Raw genomic sequence first — 25201 nt, 5'->3', positions numbered from 1 at the left:
CGGGTGGCCGGAGTTCATGGGTCAAAGCAGGAAAATAGTGGCGAGGCCAAGGAAGATAAAGAATCCGCCGGTATCGGTCAGCGCGGTGATCATCACGCTGGAACCGACCGCAGGGTCACGCCCCATACGCACCATAGTCAGCGGGATAACCACGCCCATCAGCGCAGCCAGCAGCAGGTTCAGCACCATCGCCAGCGTCATCACAGCGCCCATTTCCCAGTCACTGTACAGCAGCCATGTCACGACGCCCATCAGTCCGCCCCAGACCAGACCATTGATCAGCGCCACACCCAGTTCCCTGAACATCAGGAATTTCAGGTTGCCGAGCTGGACATGGTGCAGGGCCAGCCCGCGGACAATCATGGTGATGGTCTGATTACCGGTATTCCCGCCGATGCCGGCAACAATCGGCATCAGTGCAGCCAGCGCCACCAGTTGCGAAATCGTATGCTCAAACAGGCCAATCACGCGCGAGGCGATAAACGCGGTACACAGATTGATTGCCAGCCACGCCCAGCGGTTACGCACGGCTTTGGTGACCGGTGAAAACACATCCTCTTCAGGGCTCAGACCGCCCATGCGGCGTAAATTGCTGTCGGTATCGTTATTGACGAAATCGACGATTTCTTCCACCGTCAGGCGACCCATCAGCTTGCCTTTTTTGTCCACTACCGGCGCGGTGATCAGGTCATAACGTTCGAACGCACTGGCAGCGTCCTCGGCTTTATCTTCCGGCTCAAAACTGGTGAGGTCGGTGACCATGACGTCTGACACCAGCGTATGTGGCGGGTTAAGCAGAATCGCAGTCAGCGGTAATTCGCCCAATAACGTATTTTTACGGTCAGTGATAAACAGCTTATCAGAAGCTTGTGGTATGGCTTTGTTCAGGCGAAGAAAGCGCTGTACGGTGCCAAGTGAAACGTCAGGTCGAACCGTCAGCAGCTCAAAGTCCATGATCCTGCCCACGCACTCTTTACTGAACTTCATCACTTCACGGACTTTATCGCGCTGGCGCGGATCCAGTGAAGTGAGAACGCGGCCCGTCAGGTCGCGCGGCAGATATTCAGCCAGATAAACCTGATCGTCCACATCCAGCAGTGACATGGTTTTCAGCAGGTCTTTGTCGCTCATTTCTTCAATGAGGCTGTCCCAGACGGTTTCTGAGACTTCGACCAGCGCCTTACCGCGGGCAGCCGGTTCCACCAGTCGCCACAGCGCCAGGCGTTCATGAATGGGTAAGGCTTCCAGCACATCCGCTACGTCGGCGGCATGGAGTTTTTGCACCCGCGAGCTCAGCTCTGCGGTGTTGTCCATCAGTCTGGCGCGGGTGACATCATCAACGTCAATCTCTTCACCGAGAATGCTGTCAGCAAGGTCATCGGTATTCAGAAGGAGATCGAGGATCCGGCGGCGACTCTCGGCGAGTTTTTGGCCGTAACTTATCGGTTTTTCGGCAGACATTCGGGATCCTTAATCCTTATGGTAGCGGCAGGTCTTGAGTGTGCCGGTACAAGCTTTGTCGGAAGTCGGTTCCTGAGGTGCTACGGTTTGCCCATCGGTTTGCTGTTGTTTTTGATTCTGATGGTGGGAATACGCGCCGATACCGGAATAGACCAGGCGTCCTAACAAAATAATGAAGCTGATCGATAAAACGATTTTCGTCATTGTGATGTTGGTTTTTCGAGACATAATGTGATCGCTTAAGTAAATCGTTGCTCCGGTGGAAGGATGAAGAACTGCAAATGATAACGTTTACAATATATAACACATCTAAACGAGCAGCCAGATAATCAAATAAAGGTGAAGTGGCGTTTTATCCTTTTTTGGAAAAAATTCTGATTTCAGGAATTTTCCTTTTTCTTCGGATTATTCTATCTGACTGGATATAAAAAGCATTTTTGTTAATCACAAGGTAAATTTGTTTAAGATGATTTTTATGTGAAATCACAAAGATTGTGTTTAATGATCTGCATCAAGAGATTTAAGATAAGTCACATTAGAATCCAGCCATATTTTTAAAGCGTTGTACTCTGGCCTCCGCTGTATTCTTTTTTCTTCAGTTGTTTTATGTGAAATGACGTTTTTACTACGATAATTCAGGACGGAGCCTGCAACTGCGGTTGTCAGCCTGCTTGTCTGACGTCCGTTACACAATGAATCATTCACCGCGGCATGAAGTTCATGCGCAAAACTTAGATGGGCTGAATGCGTAAACTTTTTTCCTGGCATGAGATTCGCCATAAATGGTGGGGACTTCCCGTCATTTGCGCGCTGGTGTTGATCCCCTTAACCTCATGGCTTTCTCCGGTCATATATTTGCCAGAAGGTCGCACCTATCTGATTTATATGCCATTGGCGACGAGTGTTGCGTTGCTGATGGTTTTTGACTGGGCCGCTTTGCCCGGGATCATCCTGACATTGTTCCTGCGTTATTATTTCAGAGTCGGCGCAGAAATGGCGACGCTGCTGACGGTGATTTATTTCACCTCTCTTTTTCTGGCCTGGCTCGGATACCGCTGGCAGGCCGGGAACCGCTGGTCGGCACCTTTAGGCCTGATGAATCTGGCATGGATCCGTGTCGGTTGGCTGCTTATCTTCCTCACTTTTTTCTTCATGATTGTGCTGCAAATTGTGGTTGAAAGCGGGTTGCTGCCGGGTTACCTGGGGCTGGTCACTGCTGAGTTTGTGACGTTGCGCACCCTCATCAATTTGCAGGCGATGATCATCGGTATTTTGCTCAATTCGCATATCATTTACCTGGTTATCCGCATGATGCGTCAACCCCGCTACTGGCGCGTGTTGCGTATGATGCTGCGAAAGCAACGGGCGCCTGGTGTGAAAACCACCGAAATGGTGCTTTGGTTCCTGGTCTTGGGAATCATGGTGACGCTGCTGTGCGTGCCAGGGATAAGCGAGCCCTTCACTAAAATTTTGCTGAGTGACTACACTCTGACGCTGCTTTTCCCTGTGATGCTGTTCGGGGCATTACGCTATGGCTATTACTTCATCAGCATCGTATGGAGTATTACCCTCACTATTTTATTCTTCAATTATCAAGGCTATATCTCAGAAACTGGTTTTATTCATAATCTGGTATTTGTCTCTGCGCTAATGCTGGTTTACACCATCACTCTGTTGCTGATGGCGGCGCTTTCTTCCCGTCAGCGTCTTCTGATGAAGAAATTCAGCTCAGCTGCCTTGCAGGATCCGGTATTTGGTTTGCCCAATCTGCGTGCCTTTAACCGCGATTTAGCACGCCATCCGCGTTCCATGCTCTGCTTCATCCGCGTGTCGGATATGGATGTGCTCAGCCGTAACTACGGTATGCAGCTGCGGATCCAGTTCAAACAGCAGCTGGCGGCCGGACTTAAACCTTCCCTCCAGCCTGGCGAGCGCGTGTATCACTTACCCGGCTATGATCTGGTTCTGCGCCTCAACTGCGAAGATGCGGATATGAAATTGCAGGGGCTGCATGATTATCTGGAGGATTTCCGCCTGATCTGGAACGGGTTGCCGTTGCATCCCAACATTGGTTTGTCCTACTGCACGGTGTATTCGCCTGTCGAACATCTGCCTATTCTGCTGGGTGAACTCAGTGGTATTGCGGAAGTTTCACTGACCACCGGTCAGCCGGAGTCGAACAAAAGTGATCACAGCCAGGTTCAGCTCGAGATCAGAGACAAAGTCGACATGTTGCACAAAATTCAGCGTGCGTTAGACGACGATCGCTTTGTGCTGATGGCCCAGCCGATACTGGGTGTGCGCGGTGACAGCTACCACGAAATCCTGCTGCGAATGTTTGATGGCTCGCAGGAAGCGCTGGTGACGCCGGACAAATTCCTGCCAGTCGTCCACGAATTTGGGTTGTCTTATCAGATGGATATGTGGGTGCTCAAACATTCACTGATGTTTATCAATCAGAACCGTGTCCGTTTGCCGAGCCTGCGTTTTGCCGTGAACTTCACGCCCTCGACGTTATGCCGCCCGACATTTACCCGCGACTTTAAATCGCTGATGCTTGAATATGAAATTGAGCCGTTCCAGATCGTACTGGAAGTCACCGAATCGCATCTCCTGCAGAATATGAAATATGCTGATTTCGCGATGCGGGAATTGCGCGCTTATGGCTGCCGGATTGCGATTGACGATTTCGGTACGGGTTACGCCAGTTACGGGCGTCTGAAAGCCATTCAGGCCGATATCCTGAAAATTGACGGCAGCTTTGTGCGCAATATGCTTACCGATTCACTGGATGCTTACATCGTGCAGTCTATTTGTCAGGTTGCACGTATGAAGCACCTGTCGATTGTGGCGGAGTATGTGGAAACGGAAGAACAGAAAGCCGCGCTTCATGCGCTGGGTGTCGATTACATGCAGGGTTATCTGGTAGGTAAACCGCAGCCACTGACCACATTGCTCGATTTCCAGACATCCTGATTTTTGCGGGAAACCAGCACGTAGAAACTAAAAAGCCCTCTGAGCACGCTGTGCCAGAGGGCTTTTTTATCGCGACTTTTTTAAAGCAATAACCGATCAGTCTTCCGCTGTCGCGTCTTCTTCTTCGAGCATCAGTTTCCAGCCCGTGACGTCATTCCAGTAACTCTGTTCTTTCTCAAAATCCAGCTGAACCAGATTGTTCTGCGCCAGATATCCGGCCGGGAAACGCAGTGTCCAGTGGTTATCATCGGTAGATAACCGCAGGGATTCCGGCGTGGTCGTCGACTGGCGCTGGTTATTGAGCAACGCGCCAAGGCGCAGCAGCTGGATCAGCGGAATGTAGTGCTTCTTCTTAAACAGGTTCAGGCGCGGCAATTCTTCCAGCCTGATGGCCTTACGATGAAAACGCACCAGCGTCGCCAGCAGCGTTTGCTGTTCCTGATTAAAGCCCGGCAAATTGGTGTTTTGCAGGATATAAGAAGAGTGGCGATGCATACCTGTGTGATTAATGCTCAGACCGACTTCATGCAACATAGCGCTGAATTTCAGCAGAGATTCCAGCTGTGGCTGCACCAGTTTGGTATTTTGCGCTAACCACTGGCTGTAAAGTTGCTCAGTAGTTTCCAGCACACGGCGTGCCTGCTCCCGGTCGATATTGTAATGCTCGGCCAGACTTTTCGCAGTCCGTGTGCGGATGTCCTGATGGCGGAATCGTCCTTCCATCTCATACAACACACCTTCACGCAGCGCACCGTCGGAAAGACGCAGCTCTTTCACCGCCAGCGCATCAAATACGCCGCGCAAAATCGCGAGTCCCGGCACAAACACTGACTGACGGTCTTCCGATAAGCCCGGCAGATCCAGTGCATCGAAATTTTTAAAGTTCAGCACCGCTTCAGTCAGCATTTCCAGTCGTTCAGGCGTGATCAGTCCGTCTTTTTCACCCATCTCGACCAGCACTTCATGAGCGGCTTTGATGCTGCCGGACGCGCCCAGGGCATACTGCCAGCCCTGCAATCGATATTGCCAGGCCAGAGTTTCCAGCTTCTGAGCGGCGGCAAGTTGTGCGCGCTTGAAGTTGCTGCGACTGATTTCGCCTTCCGGGAAAAACATCTGAGCAAAACTGACACAACCCATACGGCGACTTTCCGCCAGTAAAGGCTCGAAATCTTCACCGATGACCAGTTCCGTCGAGCCGCCACCGATGTCGATCACCAGCTTGCGGCCTTTTTCCGGCTGTGTATGTTCAACACCCATAAAAATCAGACGTGCTTCTTCCTGCCCGGAAATAATTTCAATCGGGTAGGGGATCACTTCTTTGGCGCGCTTGAGGAATTCCTCAGCATTCACCGCCTGACGCAGGGTATGTGTTCCCACGATAGTGACGTTACTTTCCGGAAAACCTTGCAGACGTTCTGCAAATAAAGCCAGGCAATCCAGCCCACGTTGAATGGCTTCTTCACTGAGCACACTCTTATTGTCGAGACCATCCGCCAGATGAACCCGTTGTTTCAGGCGACCTAAGACCTGCATCGCGCCATTAACCACGCGCGCGATGACCATGTGGAAACTGTTCGAACCCAAGTCGATTGCCGCAATTTCCTGTGGCTTGGCGTTCATTGGGCTGTTTTTAAGGGGCATAGTTATGTAGCGCTCCAGAGGTTCAGGCTTGCTGACTTTGTTGTTCCAGATCTTTCAGATATTCGTAAATCGCCAGCTGCGCACGCACCTTGCGACGATTTCCGCGTGGAACATACCGGTTGCTCAGTTCTTTATCAATCACTCTGGCTTTTACCGTGTCATTAAACAGCAGTTCGAGAATATCCAGAACGCGCTGTTTAAGGCGTGGATCGAGCAGGGCGACAGCAACCTCAATTCGGTAATCGATATTGCGGGTCATCCAGTCAGCAGAAGACAGGAATACTTTAGTATCGCCACCATTTTCAAACACATAGACACGGTCGTGCTCAAGATAGCGGTCAATAATACTGGTGACCTGAATGTTTTCGCTAAAATCCGGTAAATTCGGTACCAGCGAACACATGCCGCGGATCAACAGACGGATTTTCACTCCGACGTTAGACGCGACGTAAAGACGATCAATCAGGCCTTTATCTACCAGGTTATTGATTTTCAGTGTAATGCTGCCGGTGCCACCTGCCTGTACATTAGCAATTTCTTTGTCGATCAGGCGATACAGCATGTCACGCGAGTTTTGCGGCGACACCATCAGATGTTCGAAAGAGACCGGCCGGTACGGGTTCTCAATAAAGTTGAATACCCGGCGGACTTCGTTGGTGATGCGGGCATCGGCAGTGAGCAGCGAATAGTCGGTATAAAGGCGGGCAGTTTTCTCGTTAAAGTTGCCGGTCCCAATATGAGCATAGCGGACAATCTCATCACCTTCGCGGCGGGAAATAAGAAAGAGTTTTGCGTGAATTTTCAGGCCCGGCGCAGAGAAAATAACGTGTACACCGGCTTCTGTCAGACGTTTCGCCCAGTGAATGTTAGCTTCTTCATCGAAGCGTGCCTGAAGTTCGACGACGACCGTCACTTTCTTGCCGTTATGCGCAGCGTGGATCATCGATTCGATGATGCGTGAATCTTTCGCAACGCGGTAAATATTGATTTTTATGGATAAAACGTTCGGATCGAACGACGCCTGACGCAGCAGTTCCAGCACGTGTTCAAACGTGTGATACGGATAATACAGCAGCACGTCCTGTTCGCGGATCGCCGCAAAGCCGTTACGGAATTTATCGAACCATAAATGGCGCAGACGTGGCAGCGGGCGGTTGACCAGATTGGCTTTACCGACGTTCGGGAAGCCGATGAAATCTTTAAAGTTATGGTAGCGGCCACCGGCAATCACTGAATCATAATTGGAGATGCCCAGCTTGCCGCGCAGCAGTTCCACCATTTCATCTGGCATATCGCGCTGATAAACAAAACGTACCGGCTCGGCGGTCAGACGCTGTTTCAGGCTCGACGACATCAGTTCCAGCAGGCTCGATTCCATTTCTGTGACCAGATCATATTCGGCATCACGGGTCATTTTCATCGAATAGGCATTCAGTGCATCGTAATCAAAGAAGCCTTTGAAAATATCATCCAGACAATAACGCAGAATGTTATCCAACAGGATCATTGGCTTACGGCGACGCGGCGCTTCCGGTGGCAGATTGACGAAACGCGGCACTTTATCCGAAGGAATTTCCAGCAGCGCGTAGTGAATTTCTTCGCCACGGATGATTTCAACCGCCAGATAGGTGTAATCGTCTTTAAGGAACTGCACCAGATTGGTGTCATGATTAATCAAAATCGGCGTGATGTGCTGGCGCAGGTGATGTTTGAAATACTGGCGCAACCAGGCTTGCTGGTTTTCAGAAACCTGACGTTCGTTAATCAGGAAGATCTGATTACGTGCCATTTCCAGCAGCAAATCGTTGTAAAGGCTGTCAAATTCCTGATCAATACGCAGAACTTTTGCCTGAATTTTCTTCAGCAAATGGCGGGATGCGCCCAGAAAGCCTTGTTCTTCACTGATGAGGATCCGCCGTTTTAAATCGGCAAAACGGACTTTATAAAACTCATCCAGGTTATTGGAGTAGATCCCTAAGAAACGCATCCGTTCGATCAGGGGATTGCTTTTGTCTGCCGCTTCCTGCAACACGCGCTCATTGAAGGACAGCCAGCTTAGTTCTTTCTCGATATAAAGCTTTTCCTGACCCATTTTCACTCCGTTCATTTGGCTTGCAACCTGGCCCATACAGGCAAATTTGCCCGAAAACACCGCAATTTAGCTCAACCTATTCTTCATGTTACGGGCCATTTTTAAAATCAGCGCAACAGGAAGCTGTCAGTGAGAGGGGCCTAGTGTCTACTATCAATATTGCGAAAGATTGACAGGAAAGTCCAACACAACAGGGGATGATTTCAGGAGAGTTTATATCAGGGGAATAAATGAGAGAAAAAGGTGGGAAAAGTCTTTCCGGTGAAGGAGTTCATCTCCCCCCCACCGGTAATTTTTTGAATGATTTTTACCGCGTAAAATTAAACCGCGCTGGCGCCAATCAGTGATTCAGGTTTGACCTGAACCGGTTTAGTTTTGTACTTCGCCAGGAATTGCGGCTGGAAAATACACATGCGGATAGCACTGCGGTATTCACCGTTCACAAAAAATTCCTGTTTCAGTTCACCTTCAAGCTCAAACCCTAATTTGCTGTAAATGTGGATCGCCTTTTTATTTTCTTTATCGACGATTAAATACAGTTTGTAGAGGTTCAGAACCGAGAAGGCATAATCCATTGCCAGACGGACGGCATCACCGGCGAAACCTTTGCCCTGATGCTGCGGGTCGATGATGATCTGAAATTCTGCACGGCGGTGGATATGATTAATTTCAACCAGCTCCACTAAACCCACAGGTCCGCCCTGGAATTCAATGATAAAGCGACGTTCGCTCTGGTCATGGATATGTTTGTGATACAAGTCGGTCAGTTCGACGAAAGCCTCGTAAGGTTCTTCAAACCAGTAACGCATGATGCTGGCGTTATTATCAAGACGATGAACAAACGACAGGTCGTCCTTTTCCAGTGGACGTAATCTGACGCTGTTATTGCTAAACATGGGGTGTTCCTCAACTATAAAAGCCGTTTTATGAGGGTAACCTTCGTAAATATGAGGTCTGAAACAACCGTGTTTCAGATGAAGGTCGGCGCACAAACGACGTTTAAACGTGCGCCGGGATGTGCATTATATCGGGTGAAATGTAAACAAATGTCAAATGACGGAAAATAAAAAACCGGCACATGGCCGGTTTATAGTGAAATCATTGCCTTTAAGCAGCTTAATCTTCGGCGTAACCCTGCACAGACAGCGGATTATTATCGAGAATTGCCTGACCGTTTTTCAGTGACAAACGTTCGTCAGCGAACCAGCCGACCACCAGCGGATAAATGTTGTGCTCCTGCGTTTGCACGCGGGCAACCAAATCTTCTTCCGTATCGTCAGCAAAAACCGGCACTTTGGCCTGCAAAATAACCGGGCCGCCGTCGAGTTGTTCAGTCACGAAGTGCACGGATGTACCGTGTTCAGCATCCTGATTTTCAATCGCCTGACGGTGAGTATGCAAACCCGGATATTTCGGCAACAGGGAAGGGTGGATATTGATCATGCGTCCGGCAAATCGCTGAACGAACTCAGCGCTCAGAATACGCATGTAACCGGCGAGCACCACTAAATCTGGCTGGAAAGTCTCAATAGCATCGGCCAGTGCAACGTCAAAAGCGGTGCGATCTTCATAGGCTTTGACATCCAGCGCATGGGCCGGAATATCAGCTAAACGGGCTCTTTCAAGCCCGTATGCGGCCGCTTTATTACTGAAGACTGCACTGATTTTTGCGTTGATTCGTCCCTGCTGGCAGGCATCGATCAGGGCCTGTAAATTGCTTCCCTCGCCCGATACCAGAACCACAATCCTTTTCATATCCATACCTGTCGTCTTCAGTGAGTAGAGTGAGCTGACGCCTGCTTACCCGATAACGACGCGCTCAGCGGAGTCAGAGGCCTTAACATAGCCAATTTTCCACGCTTTTTCACCATTGTCATTCAGCAACGTAATTGCCTTGTCGGCAAGCTCAGCCGGAAGTGCGACAACCATGCCCACGCCACAGTTAAAGGTGCGGTACATTTCGTGACGGCTGACGTTACCGGTAGTCTGCAACCACGTGAAGACATCCGGCCATTGCCAGCTGGCTTCTTCGATGATGACCTGAGTATTTTCCGGCAGTACGCGCGGAATGTTTTCCCAGAAGCCGCCACCGGTCAGGTGGACGATGCCGTGAACTTCCACATTTTCGATCAGGTTGAGGATCGACTTCACGTAAATTTTGGTCGGTGCCAGCAGATGATCGGCCAGAGACTTGCCTGCCAGTGTGGTGGTTTCCGGGTCAGTTTTGCTGACTTCCAGAATTTTGCGCACCAGAGAGTAACCATTGGAGTGCGGGCCGCTGGCTGCGAGGCCGATCAGCACATCGCCGTCAGCCACTTTGCTGCCGTCGATAATTTCTGATTTTTCCACCACGCCAACGCAGAATCCGGCGACGTCGTAATCTTCGCCGTGGTACATGCCCGGCATTTCAGCGGTTTCGCCGCCGACTAACGCGCAGCCAGACTGTTTACAGCCTTCTGCAATGCCGGTGATCACACTGGCGGCGATATCGACGTCCAGTTTGCCGGTGGCGTAATAGTCGAGGAAGAACAGCGGTTCAGCGCCCTGAACGATCAAATCGTTGACGCACATCGCGACCAGGTCGATACCGATAGTATCGTGGCGTTTTAAATCCATCGCCAGACGCAGCTTGGTGCCAACGCCGTCGGTACCCGAAACCAGTACGGGTTCACGATATTTTTGCGGCAGCGCGCAGAGAGCACCAAAACCGCCCAATCCACCCATAACTTCCGGGCGACGGGTCTGTTTTACTACACCTTTAATGCGATCTACCAATGCGTTACCGGCATCGATATCTACGCCTGCGTCTTTATAGCTGAGAGAGGTTTTGTCGGTCACTGCGAAGTCCCCACGGCGGTTTGGGTTGGTGGTTGAAGAATAAAGCGGGGCAATTCTAACAGTGGAAGCAAACGTTTGCGAGCGCCTTATTCGATGATGGTTTTCAGGCTGTCTATACTCTAACCGAGTTCCTAATGATCTGGATCAGGCAATTGGCTGTGGCGTTCAAAAAAAATGGCGTTATAATCTCGCGATTTTTTTTTGCAGCTCAACCACCTTAGGAGAATAAACAATGAAGATCGTCGAGGTGAAACACCCGCTGGTGAAACACAAGCTGGGCCTGATGCGTGAGAATGACATCAGCACGAAACGTTTTCGCGAACTGGCTTCTGAGGTGGGAAGTCTGCTGACATATGAAGCGACGGCTGATTTAGAAACTGAAAAAGTGACCATCGAAGGCTGGAATGGCCCGGTGGAAATCGATCAGATCAAAGGCAAGAAAATTACCGTAGTACCCATCCTGCGTGCCGGTCTGGGCATGATGGAAGGCGTACTGGAACACGTTCCGAGCGCGCGTATCAGCGTTGTCGGCGTGTACCGTGATGAAGAAACCCTCAAGCCTGTGCCTTATTTCCAGAAGCTGGTTTCTAATATCGAAGAACGTCTGGCGCTGGTCGTTGACCCGATGCTGGCCACCGGTGGTTCTATGATTGCCACCATTGACCTGCTGAAAAAAGCCGGCTGCCAGAGCATTAAAGTGCTGGTGCTGGTTGCCGCTCCTGAAGGGATCGCCGCTCTCGAAGCCGCGCATCCGGACGTTGAGCTCTACACCGCCTCGGTGGATCAGGGACTCAACGAGAAGGGCTACATCATTCCGGGGCTCGGTGATGCGGGCGACAAGATATTTGGTACGAAGTAAGCAATTAGCCGACTGAAGAGTCGGTTTTTTTTTGGAATTTTTTTGCACGTCATACACAACACAACACAACATCACACCATTGAGAGGATCACATTCATGACCCGTCGTGTCATCGGGGTAAGCGAGCGTCCGCCATTGCTGCAGACAATCCCCCTGAGTTTTCAGCATCTGTTTGCCATGTTTGGTGCCACCGTTCTGGTTCCCATTCTGTTTAAGATAAACCCGGCAACGGTGCTGCTGTTTAATGGCATAGGGACGTTGCTGTATTTATTTGTCTGTAAAGGGAAGATACCGGCATACCTCGGTTCAAGCTTCGCGTTTATTTCTCCGGTGTTGTTACTGTTGCCGATGGGGTATGAAGTGGCGCTGGGCGGATTTATTGCCTGTGGCGTGCTGTTCTGTCTGGTGGCGCTGATTGTTAAGAAAGCAGGGATTGGCTGGATCAACGTGATGTTCCCGCCTGCGGCGATGGGCGCAATCGTGGCTGTCATCGGGCTTGAACTGGCGGGTGTGGCGGCGAATATGGCCGGATTACTGCCTGCCGAGGGTGCACCGGTGGATTCCACCACCATCACTATTTCTCTGGTGACGCTGTCGGTGACGATTTTGGGGTCCGTATTATTCCGCGGTTTCCTGGCGATTATCCCGATCCTCATCGGTGTGCTGGTCGGATATGCGCTGTCGTTCTTTATGGGCGTGGTCGATGTTTCTGCCATTGCCAACGCGCACTGGTTCGCGCTGCCAACCTTCTATACGCCGCGTTTTGAATGGGTCGCTATCCTCACGATCCTGCCTGCGGCGCTGGTGGTCATTGCCGAGCACGTCGGGCATCTGGTCGTCACGGCCAACATCGTGAAGAAAGATTTGCTGCGTGATCCGGGCCTGCACCGTTCGATGCTGGCGAATGGTTTGTCGACCGTGTTGTCCGGTTTCTTCGGTTCTACTCCGAACACGACGTATGGCGAAAACATCGGCGTGATGGCGATCACCAAGGTTTACAGCACCTGGGTCATCGGCGGCGCGGCTATTCTGGCAATCCTGCTTTCCTGTATCGGGAAACTGGCAGCGGCTATTCAGGCGGTACCGGTTCCGGTTATGGGCGGCGTTTCACTGCTGCTTTACGGCGTGATCGGCGCATCAGGTATCCGCGTGCTGATTGAATCGAAAGTCGATTACAACAAAGCGCAGAACCTGATCCTGACTGCGGTGATCCTTATCATCGGCGTCAGCGGTGCGAAAATCCACATCGGGGCCGCTGAGCTGAAAGGCATGGCGCTGGCGACGATCGTCGGTATTTTCCTGAGCCTGTTGTTCAAAGTGATCGAGATTTTCCGCGGCGAAGAACAGATCATTGATGTTGAAGATGAGCGGGAAAATCCGCCAGTCTGATCATGATCATTCCTGGCCGGCAGGCAGCCGCTTGCCGGTCAGGTGCTCGGATCGCAAGCGGTCGCACCGGGCACAGTTCATTTCACAACGGATCCTTGCTAGAATTCGGCAGTTCCTTTTATTGACGTGACAACATCTGCGGTCTTCATGCCGCTTCGGTTGAGGTGCTTCTGAATACGCCGGCACAGCTTTCCCTGCCACTTTATCTACCCGATGATGAAACCTTTGCCAGTTTTTATCCGGGGGAAAACCCTTCTCTGCTATCTGCCATTCAGAGCGCATTGCATCAGGAACACGGCACTTATATTTATTTCTGGTCACGCGAAGGCGGCGGCCGCAGCCATCTTTTACACGCAGCTTGCGCAGAATTATCGCAGCGCGGTGAGGCGGTGGGGTATGTGCCATTAGACAAGCGGGCTTATTTCGTGCCGGAAGTTCTGGACGGCATGGAGCATCTGGCGCTGGTGTGTATCGATAATATCGAAGGCATTGCCGGTGATGATGAATGGGAAGCGGCTGTTTTCCATCTCTATAACCGCATTCTTGAAACCGGTCGCACGCGTTTGTTTATTACCGGCGATCGTCCTCCGCGTCAGCTGAATCTCAGCCTGCCGGATCTGGCTTCCCGTCTCGACTGGGGTCAAATCTATAAACTTCAGCCACTTTCTGACGAAGAAAAACTTCAGGCATTGCAGCTGCGCGCCAAACTGCGTGGTTTTGAACTGCCGGAAGACGTAGGCCGTTTCCTGTTGAAACGTCTGGACAGGGAAATGCGTACGCTGTTTATGACGCTGGATCAGCTGGATCGCGCTTCAATTACTGCACAGCGCAAACTGACGATCCCGTTTGTGAAGGAAATTCTCGGGCTGTAACCTGAAGGGATGTCCGGGTTCGTGAACCGAACCCGAACGCAAAGCAGATTATAAAATCTCTTTCACTTGTTCCGGCGGACGCCCTAATCGCGCTTTGCCGTTGGCGACCACAATCGGACGTTCAATCAGCCGCGGATGATCGGCCATCGCCTGTAAAAGTTGTTCCTCGCTCAGGTCGGTATCTTTCAGGTTCAGATCCTTGTAAATCTGTTCACCTTTTCGCATCAGTTCCCGTGCTGAGCTAAAACCCAGCAGCCCGATCAGTTCTTTCAGCTTATCCACCGAAGGCTGCGTTTCCAGATACAAAATTACTTCCGGCTCAATGCCTTTCGCTTCCAGTAATTTCAGTGTCTCACGGCTTTTTGAACAAGCCGGATTGTGGTAAATCGCGACATCATGTGGCATTAAAGTATCTCCATTCTTGTGCTGAAATCAGCCTTTCTGATACTGACGGAATCGCCCTTGCAACTGACGAAGCTGGTCGATGCGTGCGTCATATCGGGCCTGTTCCAGACTGCCTAATTTTTGCAATGCGCTGGCGTTGCTCAGCATTTCAATCGCCTGATCCAGACGACCGATTAACGCCATGCTTTCCGCTCTGGCGGCCAGTTCCTGCGCGCGTAAACCCTGCGCTGCGGCGGCCTGAGATAATAAATCCCAGCCATTCGGGTCACCTGGGTAATTGAAAGTATAGCGGTTGAGAATCTTCATGGCATTGGCCGGTTTCGCCCCTTCAAGGTAAGCGTTGGCCAGATTGAGCTGCAGAACCGGATTTGAGCTGGTCGCCGCACCGGCCTGTTCCAGCCGTGCAATAGCCTGCGGCGCACGTTTGCTGTCGATATCAGTATCGGTCGCTAAATCCAGTAACCATTCATTGCCGGGATTTTGTGCCAGCAGCGGATCGAGGATCGCGCGCGCCTGATCGTATTTTTTCGCTTTATAGAATTGCAGCGCATGACCGTATTTTGACGCCAGTTGCTCACGGATATTGCCGTTGCTCAGCTTCAGCAAATAGTCATCGCTCAGCGGGAAACTGTCGGAACCGTACATCCCCAATATGCGCACTTTTGCCATGGTGTAATCTTGTGAAGATTGTACAACCGGGTGCGCCATCTGGTTCGCGCGGTTGCGGATATCGGCCAGACGGCTGTCCGGCAGGGGATGAGTCAGCAACATTTCCGGGGGACGGGTCGAGTAACTGGCCTGATCGGCGAGTTTTTGCAGGAATGCAGGCATCGCCTGCGGATCGAAACCGGAACGCTGTAATACCTGAATGCCGATACGGTCCGCTTCCTGTTCATTGCTTTGCGTGAAGCTGATCATACCTTGCTGCGTTCCCGCCAGCGTACCGGTCAGCGCCGCCATCCCCATTTGCGGGCTGGCCATCGCCAGCAGAATAGAGCCTAATGCGCCCACCCAGGTCAGCGGGGCATTACGCTGTTGATCTTCCATTGCTCGCGCCAGATGGCGCTGGGTCACGTGGGAAATTTCGTGCGCCATAACGGACGCCAGCTGGCTCTCATTATCGGTATAACGGAACAGGGAGGAGTGGATCACCACGTTGCCGCCGAAGAAAGCAAAGGCGTTCAGCTCATCGTTATTGACGATGAAAAAATGGAAAGGGGTACGCACAGAATAAGCGTGAGCCACCAGACGCTGCCCCAGTTCGTTGATGTACTGATTGAGCAGCGGATCGTTAATCAGCGGCGTACTGGCGCGCATCTGACGGACGTAAAAATCGCCCATCTGCAATTCCTGATTAATACTCAGCGTGCCACCGGCGGTCGTACCGATATCAGGTAACTGGTCGCTCACCGGCGGAGCTAAAGGTGAACTGGTTTTGGCAGAACTCACCGGCGTTGACCAGAATGAGCTGTCATCAGCGCCTGCCGGCAGGATACTGCCAGCAAACAGGCTGCCCAGACACAGGGCAATCACCGTTTTTTTCAACCGCATTACCATAAACATTTGCTTCCCAATGAGTTAACCGCGTTACTAATAAGCTTTTAAAGCCTTTCTTCCATGAACTGCATTGCAGACCGTTATTTTGTGGCGCTTTTCTTTGCGCCGCTCTCTATAGTAGCTATCCTCGTGAGAGTTTAAAACACTGTGCACCTACAGTTGTGTGACAACGAATTTTGAAGATAGTTACTTGTGTCTGAGCGCGCAGGGAACGAACAGCGCAAACTCGTCAGGCCGGGAAATTACAGGAGCGTTATCTGATGTTGGACATGTTATTACAGTGGTATCGCCGTCGCTTTACCGACCCGCAGGCTATCGCCCTGCTGGCCATTCTGGTCGCGGGTTTTTGTATTCTTTATTTTCTCAATGGCATCCTTGCTCCGCTTCTGGTGGCGATTGTTCTGGCGTATTTACTGGAATGGCCAACCGTTCGTCTGCAGCATCTCGGGCTTTCCCGTACGCTGTCGGTCAGCGTTGTACTGATTATTTTCGCCGGTATTTTGCTGCTGGGAATGTTCGTGATTGCGCCGGTTACCTGGCAACAGGGCGTGAATCTGATGACAGATTTACCCAGTATGCTTAACCGTTTTTACGATTTTGCGGCCACCTTACCTAAGCGTTATCCGGCGCTGGTCGATGCCGGTATCATCGATATGATGGCTGAAAATATGCGCAGCAAATTGTCCGGGCTGGGCGAGTCAGTAGTGAAATATTCACTGGCGTCGCTGGTCGGCCTGCTGACACTGGCGATTTACCTGATTCTGGTCCCGATGATGGTGTTCTTCCTGCTTAAGGATAAAGAGCAAATGCTCAACGCTGTCCGCCGTATTTTACCGCGCGATCGCGGGCTGGCAGGGCAAGTCTGGGAGGAGATGAATCAGCAGATCACCAATTATATTCGCGGAAAAGTGCTGGAGATGATCATCGTCGGTGTCGCCACTTATCTGGTGTTTGTGGTGATGGACATGCGTTATTCGCTGCTGATGGCGGTGCTGGTTGGCGTGTCGGTGCTTATCCCTTATATCGGCGCGATGCTGGTGACAATTCCGGTGGTGATTGTGGCAATGTTCCAGTGGGGGCTCGGCGCAGATTTCTGGACGCTGATTGTCGCGTATCTGGTTGTTCAGGGGCTGGATGGCAACGTGATCGTGCCGCTGTTGTTCTCAGAGGCGGTGAACCTGCATCCGCTGGTGATTATTCTGGCGGTGGTGGTGTTTGGCGGGCTCTGGGGATTCTGGGGCGTATTCTTTGCGATACCGCTGGCGACGCTGGTGAAAGCCGTAGTGCACGTCTGGCCGGATGAATCACTGAACGAAACGGTCTGAAAACCGGCACCAGGTAAAAATAAAAAAAGCGCGTCTGCGCTTTTTTTTATGTCCACAAACCAGCCACTTAGGCTGTTTACTGTAACGGTTATTTACCGTTTAAGTATTCCATGACGATGTCATGGTGATTAGTGGTTTTGAAGTCGTCGAACACTTTCTCAACTTTGCCATTGCCATCGAGCAGGAAGCTGATGCGGTGGATGCCGTCGTAGGTTTTACCCATAAAGGATTTTTCACCCCAGACGCCAAACTGCTCACAGACCTGGTGATCTTCATCGGAAAGCAACGTGAAGTTCAGCAGTTCTTTTTCAGCAAAACGCGACAGTTTTTCTGGCTTATCGGTGCTGATCCCCAGCACTTCAACGCCTGCACTTTTCAACTGATCCATGTTATCGCGCAGTCCGCAGGCCTGTACCGTACAACCGGGGGTCATGGCTTTTGGATAGAAATAGACCAGGACTCTCTGTCCCTGGAAGTCGGCCAGATTAATTTGTTCACCGTCTTGGTCGGGTAAACTAAATTGCGGCGCAGGATCACCGGCTTTCAGTGGGCTCATTGTCATTCTCCGTATCTTTCAGCTGTTACTGCAGTTTATCTTCATTCTCAGAATAACTAACGACGTTAATACTGCCTTGCGCTTTCAGTTCTGTACATAGCTGATGAAACGCCTGCTCAATAATTGTCGGATCGGTATTCGCCGCACTGTGGGCGGTGATCTGGATAGAGAGCTGCGCAGGCAATGTCGCGTCCGCCGGACGGGTTTTTGACGCGAGTTCGGCGATATTCATCTGATGTGTATCGAATAAATCTGTAAAACGCTCAATCAGATGTGGCGAATCTTTCACTTCTACTTTCACCCACACTGTCGCAGGCATCGGCGGGCGTTCATGCGCGCTGGTGCGTTTCATCACAATCAGCAATTCAAGTTCCGCCCCTTTTTGCGGCAGGGTGGATTCAATCAGGGTGATGGCGTTCCAGCTGCCGGAAAGCAGCATGATGAACGTAAACTCATCGCCCAGCATTGCCAGCCGGCTGTCTTCAATATTACAGCCGCAGCTGCTCACCTGTCGGGTAATAGTGTTCACGATACCAGGGCGGTCGGCACCTAACGCGGTGATGACCAGATAATGTTGTTGTGGCTGCGGCAAAATGAGTCTTCCTGTCGTGCTTTGGAGTATTCCCAAGGTAAACATAAAAAAAACCGCCGGACAAGCGCTTACCGCTCGTTGATTGCTTGCTTTTGCAGTGGTGTCAAAAGTACCATGAGTGACCTGTTTGTGGAGGGGAAGGTCAATGTTTACGGGAAGTATTGTTGCACTGGTTACGCCGATGGACACCAAAGGTGCCGTCGATCGCGCAAGTCTGAAAAAACTGATTGATTATCATGTGTCCAGTGGTACTGCGGCGATCGTTTCCGTTGGTACAACCGGCGAGTCGGCAACGCTGAGCCACGATGAGCACGGAGACGTGGTCTTACAAACACTGGAGCTGGCCGATGGTCGCATTCCGGTGATCGCAGGCACAGGTGCAAATGCCACCGCTGAGGCGATTTCTCTTACGCAACGTTTTGAAAATAGTGGCGTTGTTGGCTGTCTGACAGTCACCCCTTATTACAACCGTCCGACCCAGGAAGGCCTGTATCAGCACTTTAAAGCTATCGCTGAAAACACCTCCCTGCCGCAAATTCTCTACAATGTGCCTTCACGTACCGGCTGCGATATGCTGCCGCCGACCATCGCGCGTTTAGCAAAATTGAAGAATATTGTTGCTGTTAAAGAGGCAACAGGGAACTTAAGTCGTGTTAGCCAGATCCAAGTGCTGGTTGATGATGAAGATTTCATTCTGCTGAGCGGCGATGACGCCAGTGGTCTGGACTTTATGCAGCTCGGAGGCAAAGGCGTTATTTCCGTTACTGCTAACGTCGCTGCCCGTGAAATGGCACAACTTTGTGAGCTGGCTGCTCTTGGCAACTTTGCCGAGGCGCGTCGCCTGAATCAGCGCCTGATGCCTTTGCATCAGAATTTGTTTGTAGAAGCAAACCCAATCCCGGTGAAATGGGCCTGTAAGGCACTGGGCTTGATGGCAACCGATACGATGCGTCTGCCTATGACGCCGTTAACAGATGCTGCCCGTCCGGTCGTGGAAGAAGCATTAAAAAGCGCCGGTTTGCTGTAACTCTTAGGAAGATTTGATGGCCTCTTTATTTGACAAGAATAGTTTCCAGATGACCCGATTGCAGAAGACTGCCGTAGCGAAAGTCGTGGGTGTTTCCCTGATTATGCTGCTGGCCGCCTGTTCCAGCGACCAGCGCTACAAGCGCCAGGTGAGCGGTGATGAAGCCTACCTGGATGCACCAGCTCTGCATGAGCTGAAAGCACCATCAGGCATGATCCTGCCTGTGCAGAACGGGACTTATGATATTCAGTCTGGCGCAATGCAAGGCGCTGTGGGCAAACAGCTCGACATTCGTCCACCAGCCCAGCCGCTGGCCTTGCTGAACGGCTCCCAGACTCAGTTCTCCGGCGACACCAGTACCGTGCTGCTGGAAAACACGCCGCAAAACCGTGACTTGTGGAACAACGTTGTTAAAGCTGTTGAGCAAAATAAATTCAAAATTGCCAGCCGTGATGACGCAAACCAGACGCTCTCCACCGATTTCGTTGACTGGAATCGTGCGGATGAAGACTTCCAGTATCAGGGCCGTTATCAGATCAGCGTGAAACAGCAGAGCTATCAGCTGGCATTGACCGTGAAAACGCTTGAGCTGAAACAGCAAGATAAAGCGGTGACCGCGACAGCTGAAATCCAGCGTTACAACAGCCAGATGATGAACGCCATCACGGCGAACCTGGATAAAGTGCAGCAGGATACTCAGGCGCGTCTCGATAACCGTCGCGTAGGCGAAATCGACGTCCAGAGTGGCGCTGATGATACCGGCTTACCGGTGCTGATCGTCCGTGAATCTTACGGTGTCGTCTGGGATCGTCTGCCTAATGCCCTGGCGAAAGCAGGCATGAAAGTGACCGACAGCAGCCGTCCGCAAGGCACAATGTCTGTGACATACAAACCGCTCAATGACGATGCGTGGCAGACGCTGGGTGCGAAAGATCCGGGCCTCAGCTCCGGTGATTACAAACTTCAGGTTGGCGACCTCGACAACCGTAGTAGCTTGCAGTTCCTTGATCCGAAAGGACATGCTCTCAGCCAGTCGCAGAACGACGCGATGGTGGCGGTCATGCAGGCCGCGTTTAGCCAGAGCAGCGCAAAATAATACCAAGGGGCTCCGGCCCCTTTTTACATCTGTTTTTTCCACTGGAGTAAGTAAAGATGCAAAAGTTAGCTGAGTTGTATCGCGGCAAGGCGAAAACCGTCTACACCACCGAAAACCCGGACCTTCTGGTACTGGAGTTCCGTAACGATACGTCAGCACTGGATGGTCAGCGTATTGAGCAGTTCGACCGTAAAGGTATGGTTAACAACAAATTTAACCATTTCATCATGGCTAAGCTGGAAGAAGCCGGTATTCCTACTCAAATGGAACGCCTGTTGTCTGACACTGAAGTGCTGGTGAAAAAACTGGATATGGTCCCGGTTGAATGCGTTATCCGTAACCGTGCTGCTGGTTCGCTGGTAAAGCGTCTGGGCATTGAAGAAGGTCTGGAACTTAATCCGCCATTGTTCGATCTGTTCCTGAAAAACGATGCGATGCACGATCCGATGGTCAACGAATCTTACTGTAAGACGTTTGGCTGGGTGAACGAAGAAAATCTCGCGCGCATGAAAGAGCTGAGCTACAAAGCCAACGACGTGCTGAGCAAATTGTTTGATGATGCAGGTCTGATCCTGGTCGACTTCAAACTGGAATTCGGTCTGTTCAACGGAGAAGTGGTGCTGGGTGATGAATTCTCTCCAGACGGCAGCCGCCTTTGGGATAAAGAAACCCTGAACAAGATGGACAAAGACCGTTATCGCCAGAGCCTCGGTGGCCTGATCGAAGCTTATGAAGAAGTGGCTCACCGTATCGGCGTAAAACTGGACTAAGTGAAGTAACTTTTTTTAGCCGGACTGCGCAATCGTTTACGCGGTTTACTCTAAACGGGTGATGGCCTCTGTCACCCGTTCTCTTTCGTGCTTTTAATTTTCCTCTTTTCAAACTGTTTTCTTTCATTTAATTCCCCGCCCCCTAAAATTACCTCCTTTCGCAGATGGTATTAACTGCATGTGCTGGCTAGTCTTAAAAAAACAGTCTGGAGGTGGATTATGCGTTGGCAAGGGCGTCGCGAAAGCGACAATGTAGAAGACAGACGCGGACAGGGATCTAACGGCGGCGGCGGTTTGGGTGGCGGAGGAATGCGCCTGCCTATTCGCGGCAAAAGCGGTATTGTGATCATTATTGTGGTGTTGGTTGCCGGTTATTACGGCATCGACCTGTCTCCGCTGATTGACGGCGGGCAGTCCGGCGGTATGCAGCAACAGACACAGTCGCAATCGATCAGTCCGAAAGATGATGAACAGGCTAAATTCACCTCGGTGATCCTCGCCTCGACGGAAGACACCTGGAAAGAAATTTTCCAGAAACAGGGCATGACTTATCGTGAGCCGAAACTGGTGATGTATCGCGGGGCAACCCGTACCGGCTGCGGTACCGGGCAGTCCGTAATGGGCCCGTTCTATTGCCCGGCGGACAGCACGGTGTATATCGATTTGTCTTTCTATCAGGAATTACAAAACAAACTCGGCGCAGGCGGTGATTTTGCGCAGGGGTATGTTGTGGCGCACGAAGTCGGCCACCATGTGCAGAATTTACTGGGTACCGAACGTAAAGTCCGCCAGATGCAGCAGGGTGCATCGCAGACTGTGGTGAATCAGCTGTCGGTGAAAATGGAATTGCAGGCTGACTGTTACGCCGGTGTCTGGGGACACGCCATGCAGCAGCAGAAAGTTCTGGAAGAAGGCGACCTGAAAGAAGCGCTGGATGCTGCGCGTGCCATCGGCGATGACCGCTTACAGCAGCAGAGTCAGGGGCGCGTTGTGCCGGACAGCTTCACTCACGGAACGTCCGAGCAGCGTTATACCTGGTTCAAGCGCGGATTTGATACCGGTAATCCTGATCAGTGCAACACCTTCGCCAGTCGCTGATTTAGGGGCAATAAGCTCTGGTCTGCCGGTAAAAACTGTTCAATAATCAATGACCGATCCAGGGGGGCTCCGTGAGCCTCTCTTTTTTCCTCATGTTGAACCGCTGGGATTGCCATGGCTTTTCTCGATCCAACCCTTTTGATTTTACTCGTCTTCGCCGGTCTGGGCATCATCAGCCATAACAGCGCCGTCACCATCGCAATGTTCTTCCTTCTTACCGTGCGGATTACGCCGCTGAACAACTTTTTCCCGTGGATTGAAAAATACGGCCTGACCATCGGCATTATTATTCTGACCATTGGCGTGATGGCACCGATTGCCAGCGGAAAAATCAGCGCCAGCACCGTGATGCATTCATTCTTCCACTGGAAATCCATTGTCGCCATTCTGGTCGGCGTTCTGGTGTCCTGGCTTGGCGGGCGTGGTCTGACGCTGATGGGCACGCAGCCGCATCTGGTGGCGGGTTTACTGGTGGGCACCGTGCTGGGTGTGGCGATGTTCAAAGGTGTGCCGGTCGGGCCGCTGATCGCCGCCGGTCTGTTATCGATGATTGTCGGTAAAACCTGACGGCAATGGATATCGTGCTGAAAAACAGCCTGCAACAGCAGATGCAAAAGCAAGGCGTGCGCCGGTTACTGGTTATCAGCGGCGAGGCCCGCTGGTCTGCCGTTCAGGTGGTGCAGTTCATCGACGGGCAGGCGGGGGACTGGCTGTGGCTGAGTGATTCACCGCCGGATAACGTGAATGCCTGTTCGGCCACAGCGGCGCATACGTTGCTCGGACAAGACATTCTGCATGGCGTGTTTGATGCACGCTACGGCCTGAATGCGGAGGCGCTGGCGGCATTCTCCGGCACGCTGAAAGCCGGAAGCTGGCTGATTTTACTGGTACCGCAATGGAACCAGTGGGCAGAAAGCCCCGACGCCGACAGCCTGCGCTGGAGCGAACAGCCGCAGGCCATTCCGGCTCCTCGTTTTATTCAACGTTTTCAGTCTTTGCTCGTACAAGATCGCAGCATTACGGTATGGCGTCAGGGACAGCCTTTTGAACTCGCGCCGCTGCCAGCTGCACCCGACTGGCAGGTACCCGACGGCCAGCCTACGCCCGCGCAGCAGCAAATTTTACAGCAACTGATGCAGGCCACATCCGGCGTCTGGGTGTTGACGGCGCCGCGTGGCCGGGGGAAATCGACTCTCGCGGGCATGCTCACTTTACAATGGCCGGGTATTTGCCTTGTGACCGCACCGGGTAAAGCCTCAGCCAGTCAAATCCTTAATCAGCAGACAGAGCCGGCCCGATTTATCGCGCCGGATGCGTTGCTTTCGTTATGTCGCGAAGGCGCGGTGACTGACGCTGACTGGCTGATTATCGATGAAGCGGCGGCAATTCCGACGCCGATGCTGTCAGAACTGATTGCGGCATTTGTGCGTGTTTTACTGACCACCACGGTGCAGGGTTACGAAGGCACCGGGCGCGGATTCTTACTCAAATTCTGTGCGTCGTTGCCGCAGTGGCAGGATCTGCGTCTGAAAGCTCCGATCCGCTGGTCATCCGCCGATCCGCTCGAGCCGTTCATCAGCGATTTATTGCTGTTTGATGAGCATCTGCCGGATGCCGATGCGACGGGCGGCGCATCAGAAATATTCCCGGTTCAGGCCGACGACTGGCTGACGGAACCGGCGCTTTTAGAAGATTTCTACGGTCTGCTGACCAGCGCGCATTACCGCACCTCACCGCTGGATTTACGCCGTCTGCTGGATGCACCGGGCATGACTTTCAGCGCGTCACGAATCAAAAATACGCTGACCGGCGCGCTATGGCTGGTGGATGAGGGCGGACTGAGCGCTGAACTGGCGCAGGAAGTCTGGGCAGGCAGGCGGCGTCCGCGCGGTAATCTGGTGGCGCAGTCGCTGGCGGCACACGCAGGTTTCCCCGAAGCCGCCGTATTACGTTCACGGCGCGTCAGCCGGATTGCGGTACATCCCGCGTTTCGCCGTCAGGGCATCGCCCTCGATTTGCTGGCGGAACAAAAACAGTGTGCGCAGCAGGCGGGGCTGGATTTTCTGTCGGTGAGTTTTGGCTACACTTCAGATCTGGCGTCATTATGGCAGCAGGCCGGATTCCGGCTGGCGCGGATCAGTACACAAAAAGAAGCCAGCAGCGGATGTTATGCCGCGATGGCGATATTACCGCTCAGTGCGGCAGGACGTGCGCTGGCGGATAAGGCCTGGCATCAGCTTAACCGCGACTGGCGCTGGCTGGCACCGCAGATGGCGCTGGAATTGCCGTTAAACAGCGCGGCAGATACACAGCCTGATGACGCAGACTGGCGCGAACTGAACGGATTTGCCTTTGCTCATCGTCCGCTGGAAAGCAGTTTACCGGCGCTCAACCGCCTTCTCTTACACAGCGCTTTGCCGCTGACCGGGCTGCGTGCTCATTTGCAACGGGGAGAGAGCGTGGCGGAAATTGTCGTGGTGCTCAAGCTTTCCGGCCGCAAAGCCCTGCTGAGCCACTGGCGTCAGGAAGCACAACAGGCGCTGAGAGACGCAGGGGCTGCGGAATAAATCAGCGGTTTCGTTGTAAAAAATGGAAAGACTCGTTCAATAAATCCCAATTTCACTGACCGGCAGGCGGCGTATAGTGA

At 52.1% G+C, this 25201-nt stretch carries 22 protein-coding genes; 11 read left to right on the top strand and 11 right to left on the bottom strand.

The window, feature by feature from the left end:
- Positions 1-21: 21 nt before the first annotated feature.
- Together mgtE and D5398_RS03620 are read right to left on the bottom strand one after the other, a co-directional pair.
- A complete protein-coding gene (gene mgtE / locus D5398_RS03625; protein WP_120506367.1) occupies positions 22-1461 on the bottom strand; it encodes a magnesium transporter in 1440 nt (479 codons plus the stop codon).
- Between the two features lie 9 nt (positions 1462-1470).
- Positions 1471-1689 (bottom strand): YfgG family protein, encoded by a 219-nt coding sequence (locus tag D5398_RS03620; RefSeq protein WP_120506366.1) that lies wholly within the window; start codon positions 1687-1689, stop codon positions 1471-1473.
- 516 nt (positions 1690-2205) lie between these two features.
- On the opposite strand from D5398_RS03620, the gene D5398_RS03615 reads away from it, so the two are divergent.
- Positions 2206-4437, top strand: a complete 2232-nt coding sequence (locus tag D5398_RS03615; RefSeq protein WP_120506365.1) for a sensor domain-containing phosphodiesterase — start codon at positions 2206-2208, stop codon at positions 4435-4437.
- 96 nt (positions 4438-4533) lie between these two features.
- Here the strand turns inward: D5398_RS03615 and ppx are convergent, their stop codons facing one another.
- The 5 genes from ppx to purM all read right to left on the bottom strand — a co-directional run bounded on the left by ppx (position 4534) and on the right by purM (position 11008).
- Complete coding sequence (ppx, locus tag D5398_RS03610) at positions 4534-6078, bottom strand: exopolyphosphatase (protein ID WP_120506364.1); 1545 nt, start codon at positions 6076-6078, stop codon at positions 4534-4536.
- A 22-nt stretch (positions 6079-6100) separates the two neighbouring features.
- Complete coding sequence (gene ppk1 / locus D5398_RS03605; RefSeq protein ID WP_120506363.1) at positions 6101-8170, bottom strand: polyphosphate kinase 1; 2070 nt, start codon at positions 8168-8170, stop codon at positions 6101-6103.
- 320 nt (positions 8171-8490) lie between these two features.
- Positions 8491-9066, bottom strand: coding sequence for a spermidine N1-acetyltransferase (speG, locus tag D5398_RS03600; protein WP_120506362.1), 576 nt, complete (start codon positions 9064-9066; stop codon positions 8491-8493).
- Positions 9067-9286: 220 nt separating this feature from the next.
- On the bottom strand, positions 9287-9925 hold the full coding sequence (gene purN, locus D5398_RS03595; RefSeq protein ID WP_120506677.1) for a phosphoribosylglycinamide formyltransferase: 639 nt from the start codon (positions 9923-9925) through the stop codon (positions 9287-9289).
- 45 nt (positions 9926-9970) lie between these two features.
- The gene (purM, locus tag D5398_RS03590; RefSeq protein ID WP_120506361.1) at positions 9971-11008 is read right to left on the bottom strand and encodes a phosphoribosylformylglycinamidine cyclo-ligase; all 1038 of its coding nucleotides are present in this window, start codon (positions 11006-11008) and stop codon (positions 9971-9973) included.
- Positions 11009-11240: 232 nt separating this feature from the next.
- Between purM and upp the strand changes: the two genes are divergently transcribed.
- The 3 genes from upp to hda all read left to right on the top strand — a co-directional run bounded on the left by upp (position 11241) and on the right by hda (position 14128).
- A complete protein-coding gene (gene upp / locus D5398_RS03585; protein ID WP_095925026.1) occupies positions 11241-11867 on the top strand; it encodes a uracil phosphoribosyltransferase in 627 nt (208 codons plus the stop codon).
- A 96-nt stretch (positions 11868-11963) separates the two neighbouring features.
- A complete protein-coding gene (gene uraA / locus D5398_RS03580; protein WP_120506360.1) occupies positions 11964-13256 on the top strand; it encodes a uracil permease in 1293 nt (430 codons plus the stop codon).
- Between the two features lie 164 nt (positions 13257-13420).
- A complete protein-coding gene (gene hda, locus D5398_RS03575) occupies positions 13421-14128 on the top strand; it encodes a DnaA inactivator Hda (protein ID WP_013576559.1) in 708 nt (235 codons plus the stop codon).
- Between the two features lie 48 nt (positions 14129-14176).
- Here the strand turns inward: hda and arsC are convergent, their stop codons facing one another.
- Both arsC and bepA read right to left on the bottom strand, forming a co-directional pair.
- Entirely contained in the window at positions 14177-14533 is a 357-nt protein-coding gene (gene arsC / locus D5398_RS03570; RefSeq protein WP_120506359.1) for an arsenate reductase (glutaredoxin), read from the bottom strand.
- Between the two features lie 27 nt (positions 14534-14560).
- Positions 14561-16090 carry a beta-barrel assembly-enhancing protease gene (bepA, locus tag D5398_RS03565; protein WP_162940719.1) on the bottom strand — a complete coding sequence of 510 codons (1530 nt, stop codon included), beginning with the start codon at positions 16088-16090 and terminating at the stop codon, positions 14561-14563.
- A 260-nt stretch (positions 16091-16350) separates the two neighbouring features.
- Between bepA and D5398_RS03560 the strand changes: the two genes are divergently transcribed.
- Complete coding sequence (locus D5398_RS03560) at positions 16351-17415, top strand: AI-2E family transporter (RefSeq protein WP_120506357.1); 1065 nt, start codon at positions 16351-16353, stop codon at positions 17413-17415.
- Positions 17416-17503: 88 nt separating this feature from the next.
- Here D5398_RS03560 and bcp read toward each other — a convergent pair whose 3' ends face one another.
- Positions 17504-17971: a thioredoxin-dependent thiol peroxidase gene (bcp, locus tag D5398_RS03555; RefSeq protein ID WP_120506356.1), complete on the bottom strand. Its 468-nt coding sequence runs from the start codon at positions 17969-17971 to the stop codon at positions 17504-17506.
- 25 nt (positions 17972-17996) lie between these two features.
- Positions 17997-18563, bottom strand: a complete 567-nt coding sequence (locus D5398_RS03550; RefSeq protein WP_120506355.1) for a glycine cleavage system transcriptional repressor — start codon at positions 18561-18563, stop codon at positions 17997-17999.
- 145 nt (positions 18564-18708) lie between these two features.
- On the opposite strand from D5398_RS03550, the gene dapA reads away from it, so the two are divergent.
- From dapA to D5398_RS03520, 6 genes are all read left to right on the top strand, one after another.
- The gene (gene dapA / locus D5398_RS03545; protein WP_120132684.1) at positions 18709-19590 is read left to right on the top strand and encodes a 4-hydroxy-tetrahydrodipicolinate synthase; all 882 of its coding nucleotides are present in this window, start codon (positions 18709-18711) and stop codon (positions 19588-19590) included.
- Positions 19591-19606: 16 nt separating this feature from the next.
- Positions 19607-20686 carry an outer membrane protein assembly factor BamC gene (bamC, locus tag D5398_RS03540; RefSeq protein ID WP_120506354.1) on the top strand — a complete coding sequence of 360 codons (1080 nt, stop codon included), beginning with the start codon at positions 19607-19609 and terminating at the stop codon, positions 20684-20686.
- Between the two features lie 56 nt (positions 20687-20742).
- On the top strand, positions 20743-21456 hold the full coding sequence (gene purC, locus D5398_RS03535; RefSeq protein ID WP_015698209.1) for a phosphoribosylaminoimidazolesuccinocarboxamide synthase: 714 nt from the start codon (positions 20743-20745) through the stop codon (positions 21454-21456).
- Positions 21457-21675: 219 nt separating this feature from the next.
- Entirely contained in the window at positions 21676-22554 is an 879-nt protein-coding gene (gene ypfJ / locus D5398_RS03530; RefSeq protein WP_120506353.1) for a KPN_02809 family neutral zinc metallopeptidase, read from the top strand.
- Between the two features lie 114 nt (positions 22555-22668).
- The gene (locus D5398_RS03525) at positions 22669-23121 is read left to right on the top strand and encodes a DUF441 domain-containing protein (RefSeq protein WP_120506352.1); all 453 of its coding nucleotides are present in this window, start codon (positions 22669-22671) and stop codon (positions 23119-23121) included.
- A 5-nt stretch (positions 23122-23126) separates the two neighbouring features.
- Positions 23127-25121, top strand: coding sequence for a tRNA(Met) cytidine acetyltransferase TmcA (locus D5398_RS03520; protein ID WP_120506351.1), 1995 nt, complete (start codon positions 23127-23129; stop codon positions 25119-25121).
- Positions 25122-25201: the final 80 nt, after the last annotated feature.

The sequence above is a fragment of the Rahnella bruchi genome, from assembly GCF_003614975.1.
Lineage (GTDB): Bacteria > Pseudomonadota > Gammaproteobacteria > Enterobacterales > Enterobacteriaceae > Rahnella > Rahnella bruchi.
This window is presented reverse-complemented; position numbering and strand designations above follow the sequence as displayed.